The following is an 11,119-nucleotide window of genomic DNA, read 5'->3' on the forward strand; positions in this document are numbered from 1 at the left end:
AGGAGGAGCTGTTGCTTTAATAACAACTACGCGTCAAATATCTCTTTTAGTAGGAGTAAGTTTTAATTTAAGATTAGAAGAATATCTATTTTCATATAGCGATAATGATACTTACAGTGATTACGAATATCCAACAATGGCAGAATCTTTAAGGCTAACTAAAAATAGTTTAGGTAACGAATTACAAAGACGTATGGTGTTCTTTATAGGAGATCCTGCGATGAAACTAGCTTTCCCAAAACCTAATATTAAATTAAAAACAATTAATGACATACCAGTTGGGCAAGCACAGAATGAAGTTATAGAAGCATTAAGTTATGTAAAAATAGGAGGAGAGGTAACAGATCTAGCCGGTAACGTACTAACTAATTATAAAGGAGAAGTTACTACTACTATTTTTGATAAACCTATACAAAGACAAACACTAGGAAATGATAATGTTGTAATAAATGGGCAAATAGCAAAATTAGATTATGAAACTTTAGGCCCTGTTATTTTTAGAGGAAAATCATCAGTAATAAATGGGCAATTTGAATTAGATTTTGTTGTACCAAAAGACATTGCATTACCTGTAGGTTATGGTAAAGTAAGTTTTTACGCTTCTAAAGAAAATACTTTGCAAGACCAGTCTGGGGCAACCATAAATACATTACAAATAGGAGGGCTAAATGAGAACGCACCTGAAGATAATACAGGACCATTAATTAACCTGTATATAAATGATGAAGCTTTCAGTTCCGGTGGTATTACAAATGAATCTCCAAATTTATTAGTGAAACTTGAAGACGAAAATGGTATAAATACTGCCAGCGGAATAGGCCATGATATTGTAGCAATATTAGATGGAGATGAAGCAAATCCATTTGTGCTAAATAACTATTATACAACAGAAATAGACGATTATACAAAAGGAAACATAAGTTTCCCTTTTAGAAATCTAGAGCCAGGTTTACATACTTTAAAACTAAAAGCATGGGATGTCTATAACAATTCATCTACAGCAGAACTTCAATTTGTTGTTTTTAACGAAAAAGACCATTTAATTATAGATAATGTATTAAACTATCCAAATCCATTTGTAAATTATACGGAGTTCTGGTTTAATCATAATAGCTCAGAACTTTTAGACATTTCAGTACAAATATTCACTGTGTCGGGAAAACTAGTGAGAACTTTAAACGGGCAAAGTCAAGGAAGTGGAATTAAATCTGCCAATTCAATATCTAGAGACATTGTTTGGGATGGACGTGATGATTTTGGAGATAAAATAGGAAAAGGAACCTATGTTTATAAATTAACAGTACACTCTAGTGCAACAAATAAAACCGTAGAAAAGATAGAGAAACTTGTAAAACTTTAAAAAAGTAGAAATAAATAAAAGATAGTAACGCAAACTATAGGTATTATTAATCTCTTCGTCTAGTTTAGAATTAATGTCGTAATTTTGTGACGTTTTAAAAAAAAAAGAAAAACCTATAATAACACTTAAATAATTACGTTATTTATGTTAATGAAAAAGATAATACTAGTATTAGTAATTTTTACCTGTGGGCTTGCCTTTTCTCAACAAAAAAAAATTAATTTAATTTGGAAAGAAACTGCTAGAATCTCCATTGAGGACTATTCTATTGAAATTCCAAAATTTGAACCCCAAAAAAACTATAACTATAGCCTAAAAAATGGTATAGAGTATGTAGAGCAATGGAAAGTAAATACAGCTGTTAACGAAAACAATGTATCTGTTTCTAACGTTGTATATGCACCAATTAGTAAAACAGAATTAAAAGGACTAAATGTTAAAACAATACCATCTAGTATAAAATATAGTCTTAAAAACTCAATAGCAAGAAATGATAGATTTCTTATGTTAAGCGTCTCAGCTATAGTAAAAGATGAAAATGGAGGGTATAAAAAAGTAAAGTCCTTAACGGTTAACTATAGTAATTCTAATAAAAATACGCTCACAAGTCAAAATGCACAAGCAATAGTAGAATCTAAACTAAGTTCAGGAACATGGTATAAATTTGCTATTAATAAATCTGGAGTATATAGATTAAATAAATCGTACTTAAATAGTTTGGGGATTAATACTAATGGAATAAACCCCCAAAACATAAAAATTTATGGAAATGGAGGCAAAATGCTACCATATAAGAATAGTGAAAACTATCCTTTCGATCCAGTAGAAAATGCAATCAAAGTAGTCGGTGAAGGCGATGGCGTCTTTAATGATGATGATTATATTTTATTTTATGGAGAAGGGCCATTTGGAGATGTTCAAGATGTTTCTATAAACACAAACATAAACCCATACATGGATATAGCTTATTATTACATAACTATTAGTTCAGGAGCTGGGAAACGTATTTTACCTATGGTACAACCAACAGGTGCTACAGACATGACAATTACTACTTTTCAAGATTATCAATTTCATGAAGTAGATGAATTTAGTTTAGCTTTTGTGGGTAGACGTTGGTTTGGAGATGAGTTTGATGTAGAAACAAGTAAAACATTCGAATTTAGTTTTCCAGATTTAGTAGAAACTGAGCCAATAGCACTAAAAGTTATAGGCGCATCAACCGTTGTTAATGATACTAATATGACTATTAGTTTCAATAATAACGAAGTAGGTACTTTTATTATACCAGGTATCGATGATCCAAATTTCGTATCAGAAGGTATGTTTGTTGGAAACGTAAATGCGAATTCAGACAATATAGCAGTAAAAATAGATTACGATAAGCAAGGAAACCCCAGCGCTAAAGGTTACTTAGATTATATTGCTTTAGAAGCAACTAGAAATTTATCCTTTTCCGGATCACAATTTAAGTTCTTTAATAGGGAAACAAGCACAGCTGCGGGTATAGGCTTGTATACAGTAAGTAACGCAAGTAATGTGTCAGAAATATGGGATGTAACAGATTTAAATAATGTTACAACTGTAGAGAATACTAATGGATCTGGAACCATTAGTTATAAAGCACCACTAGGTACATTAAAGACATTTGTTACAGTAAGTAGTTCCGATTTTTACGAACCCTTAGAAACATCAAACCCAACAGTTGCTAATAGAAACTTAAAAGGAACTATTTTTAATAATAACCAAGGCACGTTTCAGGATATAGACTATTTAATGATAACCCCATCAAGTCATTTAGCACAAGCAGAACGGTTAGCACAAGTAAATAGAGTAAAGAATAACCTTAATGTAAAAGTTGTTACTATAGAAGCCATATATGAAGAGTTTAGTACAAGTATGCGAGATATTTCGGCAATACGTAATTTTGTTAAATATGTATACGACAATGCGAGTACACCAGAAAATAGAGTAAAATACTTATGCTTATTTGGAGACAGTTCTTTCGATTATAAAGGAAGAATATCGTCCAATACATACAACATGCCAACTTGGAATGCTTATGATAGTTTCAATTTAACAAATTCATTTGTGTCAGACGATTTTTTTACAATGATGGATGACAATGAAGGGAATATAGAAACAACAGATAAGCCAGACATTGCAGTAGGGAGAATCCTCGCAGACACACCTTTAAAAGCCAAACAAATGGTAGATAAAGTATTAACATACTATTCTAAAGAAGCATTAGGTAGTTGGAGAAATAACTTTATTGTAATATCTGATGATGTAGACGAGCCTTGGGAAGTTGTATTGCAGGAAACAACAGATTTTATTGGAGACGAAGTTGCAGCAGAAAAGCCTTTTATAAATACAATTAAAATTCATTCAGATTCATTTCAACAAGAATCTTCAGCAGGAGGAGATCGTTATCCAGAAGTAGCAACAGCAATTTCTAATGCTATTGAAAGCGGAGCCTTAGTTGTAAATTATTTTGGGCATGGAGGAGAAGATGGTTTTGCATTCGAAAGAATTTTTCAGAAAACAGATGTTGAGAATTTACGAAATGAATGTCAATTAAACTGTTTTGTAACAGTTACCTGCGAATACACTAAGTTCGATAATCCGTTAAGAGAGACCGCAGGGGAGTTAATTTATTGGAATAAAGATGGCGGAGCAATAGCTTTAATAACAACCACAAGGCAGATATTTGTTAGCGTAGGTGTAACCTTTAACTCTGTATTAGAAGAATATTTATTTTCATATAGTGATAATGATACTTTCAGTGATTTTGAATACCCATCTATGGCAGAAGCTCTACGACTAACTAAAATAGACCCTTCTATATCTGGAATAAGTCAGAAAAACTTAGTCTTTTATATTGGAGATCCAGCACTTAAATTAGCCTTCCCTAAACCAAATGTAAGGTTAACAGCAATTAATGATGTGCCAGTAGCAGAAGCACAAACAACAGAAGTGTTAGAAGCTTTAAGTTATGCGAAAATAGCAGGAGAAGTTACCGATGTAGGCGGTAATATATTGTCGGATTATACAGGAATAGTAACAACAACTATATACGATAAACCAATACAGCGCCAAACTTTAGGAAATGATGGAACAGTAGTTGGAGGACAAGTAGCAAAGCTAGATTACGAAGCATTAGGAGCAGTAATATTTAGAGGTCAAGCCTCGGTAGTAAATGGACAATTTGAATTCGATTTTATAGTCCCTAGAGATATTGGTATACCAGTAGGCTATGGGAAGGTTAGTTTTTATGCTTCAAGAGAAATGACATTAGACGATCAAGCCGGAGCAACAACAACGACATTGCAAATAGGAGGCTTAAATGAGAATGCACCAGAAGATAATACAGGGCCAGTTATTAATATGTTTATGAATGATGAAGCATTTGCATCTGGAGGAGTAACAAACGAATCTCCAAACTTGCTAGTGAAACTTCAAGATGAGAATGGAATAAATACGGCTAGTGGAATAGGGCATGATATTGTAGCCATCTTAGATGGAGATGAGGTTAACCCATTTATATTAAACAATTATTACTCAACAGAAGTAGACGATTATACAAGAGGAAGTTTAAGTTTTCCTTTTAGAGATTTAACACCAGGATTACATACCTTAAAATTAAAAGCATGGGATGTATACAATAATTCTTCTACTGCGGAGTTACAGTTTGTAGTATTTAATGAAAATGATCATTTAATAGTAGAAAACGTATTAAATTATCCTAATCCATTTGTAAACTATACAGAATTTTGGTTTAATCACAACAGTTCAGAAGTATTAGATGTCTCAATACAAATATTTACTGTATCTGGTAAATTAGTAAGAACATTAAATGGACAAACCCAAGGAAGTGGAGTAAAATCTAGTAACTCGATATCTAGAGATATTGTATGGGATGGACGTGATGATTTTGGAGACAAAATAGGAAAAGGAACCTATGTTTATAAATTAACAGTGCACTCTAGTGCAACAAATAAAACAGTAGAAAAAATAGAGAAACTTGTAATACTCTAATAAAAAATTATATTTGTAAAATAAAAATAATCTATGAAGAATAAAATCATAATAGCAATAACGTTGTTTTTTGTACTTAAGTTAAGCGCACAAACAACAACTATAATCCCTAACCAAGATACTAGAGTTATTACTACAGGAATGCCATTTCTGCTTATTGCACCAGATGCACGTGCTGCTGGTATGGGAGATATGGGAGTGGCAACTTCTCCAGATGCTTTTTCACAAAAATGGAATTCGTCTAAAAATGTTTTCGCTACAGCTAAATCGGGTATCTCTTTAAGTTACACACCGTACCTAAGTAAATTAGTCAATGATATAGGAATAGGCTATTTATCATATTACAATAGATTAAATGAGCAAAGTGCTTTCGGTGCAAGTTTAACCTATTTTAGTTTAGGAGAAATTGAATTTGTAGAATCTGCAGATGATACACCATTAATACAAAAGCCAAATGAATTTGCACTAGATATATCTTATGCATTACGATTAAGTGACCAATTTGGTATGTCTGTAGCAATGCGTTACTTAAGATCCGATTTAAAATTAAATACAGGAGGTAATGATATAAAGCCAGCAAGTACTTTTGGAGTAGATATTAATGGATACTACCAAAGTGAAGAAGAAGCATATAATAGCTTTAATGGACGCTGGAGAGCTGGATTTGCAATACAAAATTTAGGACCTAAATTTAAGTATGATGAAGGAGGACAAGATAATTTTCAGCCTACAAATTTAAGATTAGGATTAGGTTTCGATTTTATTTTCGATCAATACAATAAATTAGGCGTTACTGCTGAAGTTTCTAAACTTTTAGTACCAACACCACCAGTTTATGGTACAGAAAGAGAATATACAGATAACAATGGAAATGGCGTTTATGATGAAGATACAGACGACTTAGGAAATGTAGTAAATAGTAATGTTATTATAGAAGGGCAAGACCCAGATGTAAGTTTTATTTCAGGAGTATTCCAATCATTTGGAGATGCGCCAGGAGGTTTTAGCGAAGAGTTAAAAGAGTTCACTTACGCATTAGGAGCAGAATATTTATACCAAGAGTCATTTGCATTTAGAGCAGGATATTTTAATGAAAATGAAAGTAAAGGAGCTCGTAAATTTTTTGCATTAGGTGCAGGATTTAAATACAACGTAATCAATGTAGATTTATCATATTTATTTTCAGCATCAAAAGTGCAAAGCCCTTTAGAAAGCACATTGCGTTTCTCTTTAACGTTTAACTTAGGAGCAGGAACGTATACAGAATACTAATAATTTTATATTATTTAAGAATAACAAAAACTATTGCCCATCGCAATAGTTTTTTTGTTTAAATTAGTCTGCCGAACATATTACGTTCAAAACAGTATATGAAAGAAGTAAAAATAGAATCTACACTATACGTTTATGACTCTATAGACGAACTATCAGTAGATGTAAAACAATTAATGGAGAAAGCTGTAGAAGCTAGAGAAAAAGCATACGCACCCTATTCCAAATTTAATGTAGGAGCAGCCTTAATATTAGATAACGGAGAAATTATTACAGGAAGTAATCAAGAAAATGCTTCATACCCTTCTGGGTTATGCGCAGAACGCACAGCAATATACTATTCAGGAGCTAAATATCCAGAGTCTAGAATTATAAAAATGGCAATTACTGCAGCGTCCCAAAATCAAAAAACAATAGCACCAATACCGCCTTGCGGAGCTTGCAGACAAGCTATTGCAGAATATGAAGTAAAGCAAAAACAAGATATAGAAATATACTTTATGGGAGAAACTGGAGCGGTAGCAAAATCCAATTCCTTAGCAAATTTATTACCCCTTGTTTTCGATAAATCGAAACTATAACGATTTCGAAATAAAGGAAGGGTTAATCTTAATGAAATTTTACGAATAACAGTTTTTTCATTATTAACTAAAGTGTTACTTTTGTTATTCGTTTATTTTTAAAAAGCGTTACTAATGCAAAAAATCACAAAAGAAACATACCTAAAGTGGTATGAAGATATGTTGTTCTGGAGAAAGTTTGAAGACAAGCTTGCAGCAGTATATATTCAACAAAAAGTAAGAGGATTTCTTCACTTATATAATGGTCAAGAAGCAGTTTTAGCAGGAGCTTTACATGCTATGGATTTGACTAAAGATAAAATGATTACCGCTTATAGAAATCACGTACAGCCAATAGGTATGGGAGTAGATCCTAAACGTGTAATGGCAGAATTGTATGGTAAGGCAACAGGAACCTCTATGGGACTTGGTGGATCTATGCACATTTTCTCTAAAGAACATCGTTTTTATGGAGGACATGGTATTGTTGGTGGACAAATACCTTTAGGAGCAGGAATTGCTTTTGGAGACAAGTACCACAATAGCGATGCAGTAACCATTTGTTGTTTTGGTGATGGAGCTGCAAGACAAGGATCACTTCACGAAACTTTTAATTTAGCAATGCTATGGAAGTTACCAGTAGTATTTGTTTGTGAAAATAACGGATACGCTATGGGAACATCTGTAGAACGTACAGCAAACCATACAGATATTTGGAAACTAGGAAGAGGATACGAAATGCCTTCTGGACCAGTAGATGGTATGAATCCTATAAAAGTTGCCGAAGCATTTGATGAAGCTATTTCTAGAGCACGTCGAGGAGATGGACCAACATTTTTAGAAGTAAAAACATATAGATATAGAGGGCACTCTATGAGTGATGCGCAACATTACAGAACAAAAGAAGAAGTAGAAGAGTACAAGAAAATAGACCCAATAAAACAAGTTAAAGATATTATCTTAGAAGAAAAATACGCTTCAGAAGAAGATATTAAAGTTATAGATAAACGTGTAAAAGCTTTAGTAGCAGAATGTGAAAAGTTTGCTGAAGAATCACCGTACCCAGATAAAAATGTAATGTACGATGCCGTTTATGAGCAAGAAGATTATCCATTTATTCAGCATAAATTATAAATTATGGCTACAGTAATTAACATGCCGCGATTAAGCGACACAATGGAAGAAGGAACCGTTGCTACATGGTTAAAAAAAGTAGGAGATAAAGTTGAAGAAGGAGATATATTAGCTGAAATAGAAACAGATAAAGCAACAATGGAATTTGAGTCTTTTAACGAAGGGACTTTATTACACATTGGAGTAGAAGAAGGAGATACCGCAGCTGTAGATACACTTTTAGCTATTATTGGAGAAGAAGGCGAAGATATTTCGGGCTTACTTAAAGGAGATACAACAGAAACAGAAGAAACTCCAGAAAAAACAGAAGATACAACATCAACAGCCAAGGAAGAAGAAACAACTGAAACTGCCGAATTACCAGAAGGCGTAGTAGTGGTAACTATGCCAAGGTTAAGTGATACCATGGAAGAAGGAACCGTTGCAACATGGTTAAAGAAAGTAGGAGAAGAAGTAGAAGAAGGCGATATTCTTGCAGAAATTGAAACAGACAAAGCTACAATGGAGTTTGAGTCTTTCAATGCAGGAACATTATTACATATAGGACTAGAAGAAGGAGACTCAGCAAAAGTTGATGCACTTTTAGCTATCATTGGTCCAAAAGGAGCAGATGTTTCAAGTGTAGCAAAAAACTTTAAAATAGAAGGCGATAGCGCTTCAAAAGAAGTTAAAGCAGAAGCACCAAAACAAGAGGCTAAAACCGAAACTCCAAAAGCAGAAGCTAAACCTGAAGTAAAACCTGAAGCTGTTCAAAATAATACCTCAAACGGAAGAATTTTTGTATCCCCTTTAGCCAAGAAAATGGCTGAAGAAAAAGGGATTAACTTATCTCTAGTACAAGGAACTGGAGAAAACGGACGTATTGTAAAAAGAGATATCGAAAACTTTGTACCTGCAGCAGCGACACAATCATCTGCACCAGTAGCAAAATTTGTAGCATCGGGACAAGAAGATACAGACGAAGTGAAGCATTCTCAAATGCGTAAAGTAATAGCTAAACGTTTAGCAGAGTCTAAATTTACAGCACCACATTACTACTTAAATGTAGAGTTCGATATGGAAAATGCTATGGCATTCCGTGCACAATACAACTCTATTCCAGATATTAAAATATCATATAACGACATGATTGTTAAAGCTTGTGCTTTAGCATTACGCCAACACCCACAAGTAAATTCGCAATGGTTTGCAGATAAAATGCAATTAAATAACCATGTACATATTGGGGTAGCAGTAGCAGTAGAAGATGGTTTAGTTGTACCAGTTGTAAAATTTGCAAACGAGCAATCATTACCACAAATAGGTGCCGCAGTAAAAGATTTTGCAGGTAGAGCAAGAAAAAAGAAACTAACACCTCAGGAAATGGAAGGGAGTACATTTACTATCTCTAACTTAGGAATGTTTGGAATAGAAAGCTTTACATCTATTATAAACCAACCAAACTCGGCAATTTTATCCGTAGGAGCTATAGTAGCTAAACCGGTGGTTAAAAATGGTCAAGTAGTAGCAGGTAATACTATGAAATTAACCTTAGCTTGCGATCACAGAACGGTGGACGGAGCTACAGGAGCACAGTTTTTACAAACGTTAAAAGGATATATTGAAAATCCTGTAACAATGTTAGTATAAAACACCAAATAATAAAAATGAAAATCCCAATTCAATACGTTTGAGTTGGGATTTTTTTATCTTTAAAACTTATTAAATAAAAAGGTTCTCTTTAAAGAAACAAATATTAAATATTATGAAAAAACTATTACTATTAGGTATTGCGCTGGCTTTTTTAGGATGTAAAACATCATCAGAACATAAAAACTCAAAAGCAGTAACAATTACCGCTGACGAAGTACAAAAAACTGTAGCATTTTTAGCTTCCGATGAATTAAAAGGGAGAAACACAGGAACAGAAGGAATAGAGACCTCTGCCTCTTATGTAGAAAAACAATTAAAATCGTATGGTTTAAAACCATATTATGAAACCTATAGAGACTCATTTAAAGCCAATGGATTAGATGCTTTTAATGTAGTCGCTTATTTAGAAGGGAATGATAGTAAATTAAAAGATGAAGTAGTAATATTAGGAGCACATTACGATCATATAGGAAAGAGTAGAATAGTAGAAAACGATTCTATAGCAAATGGAGCCAATGATAATGCAGCAGGAACAAGTGCAGTACTGGCAATGGCAAGATATTTTGCTGCAAAGAAAAATAATAAACGTAGTATTATGTTTGTATTATTTTCTGCAGAAGAAATGGGATTACTAGGCTCAAAGCATTTAGCGAAACGATTAAAGTCTGAAAACCTAAACCTATATACAATGGTAAATATAGAAATGATTGGTGTTCCATTTAAAGATAGAGACTATGAGGCTTTTGTAACAGGGTACAGCAAATCTAACATGGCAGAAAAAATAAACGAATATGTAGGAAGTAACTTAATAGGTTTTTCAGAAGTAGCAAAAAAGTATAACCTATTTGCACATTCAGATAACTATCCTTTTTATAATGAATTTAAAAAACCATGTCAAACAATTTCCTCATGCGATCTTTCTAATTACGACTTTTACCACCATGTGGATGATGAAGTAGATAAATTAGACTATAATCATATGGCAAGCCTCATTAATAAAATGATCCCAGCTATTGAAAAAATGAGTAATACACCAAATCAAGACATTGTTGTTAATGAAAACTAAAAATATAATAATAACTGGAACAAGTAGAGGTATTGGTTTCGAATTAGTCCATTTACT

7 protein-coding genes are annotated in these 11,119 nt (G+C 33.1%); all 7 read left to right on the forward strand.

Features of this window, described 5'->3' with window-relative positions; translation table 11 throughout:
• On the forward strand, positions 1-1,360 hold a 1,360-nt coding region (porU, locus tag ACVC2P_RS12715; protein WP_452598844.1), incomplete at its 5' end, for a type IX secretion system sortase PorU.
• A 150-nt stretch (positions 1,361-1,510) separates the two neighbouring features.
• Positions 1,511-5,398, forward strand: coding sequence for a type IX secretion system sortase PorU (gene porU / locus ACVC2P_RS12720; protein WP_452598845.1), 3,888 nt, complete (start codon positions 1,511-1,513; stop codon positions 5,396-5,398).
• Between the two features lie 33 nt (positions 5,399-5,431).
• A complete protein-coding gene (gene porV / locus ACVC2P_RS12725; RefSeq protein ID WP_452598846.1) occupies positions 5,432-6,670 on the forward strand; it encodes a type IX secretion system outer membrane channel protein PorV in 1,239 nt (412 codons plus the stop codon).
• Between the two features lie 98 nt (positions 6,671-6,768).
• A complete protein-coding gene (gene cdd, locus ACVC2P_RS12730; RefSeq protein ID WP_452598847.1) occupies positions 6,769-7,251 on the forward strand; it encodes a cytidine deaminase in 483 nt (160 codons plus the stop codon).
• Positions 7,252-7,365: 114 nt separating this feature from the next.
• On the forward strand, positions 7,366-8,364 hold the full coding sequence (gene pdhA / locus ACVC2P_RS12735) for a pyruvate dehydrogenase (acetyl-transferring) E1 component subunit alpha (RefSeq protein ID WP_452598848.1): 999 nt from the start codon (positions 7,366-7,368) through the stop codon (positions 8,362-8,364).
• 3 nt (positions 8,365-8,367) lie between these two features.
• Positions 8,368-9,993 (forward strand): pyruvate dehydrogenase complex dihydrolipoamide acetyltransferase, encoded by a 1,626-nt coding sequence (locus ACVC2P_RS12740; protein WP_452598849.1) that lies wholly within the window; start codon positions 8,368-8,370, stop codon positions 9,991-9,993.
• A gap of 115 nt (positions 9,994-10,108) precedes the next feature.
• The gene (locus ACVC2P_RS12745; protein ID WP_452598850.1) at positions 10,109-11,062 is read left to right on the forward strand and encodes a M20/M25/M40 family metallo-hydrolase; all 954 of its coding nucleotides are present in this window, start codon (positions 10,109-10,111) and stop codon (positions 11,060-11,062) included.
• Positions 11,063-11,119: the final 57 nt, after the last annotated feature.

This window comes from Pontimicrobium sp. MEBiC01747 (assembly GCF_053601635.1).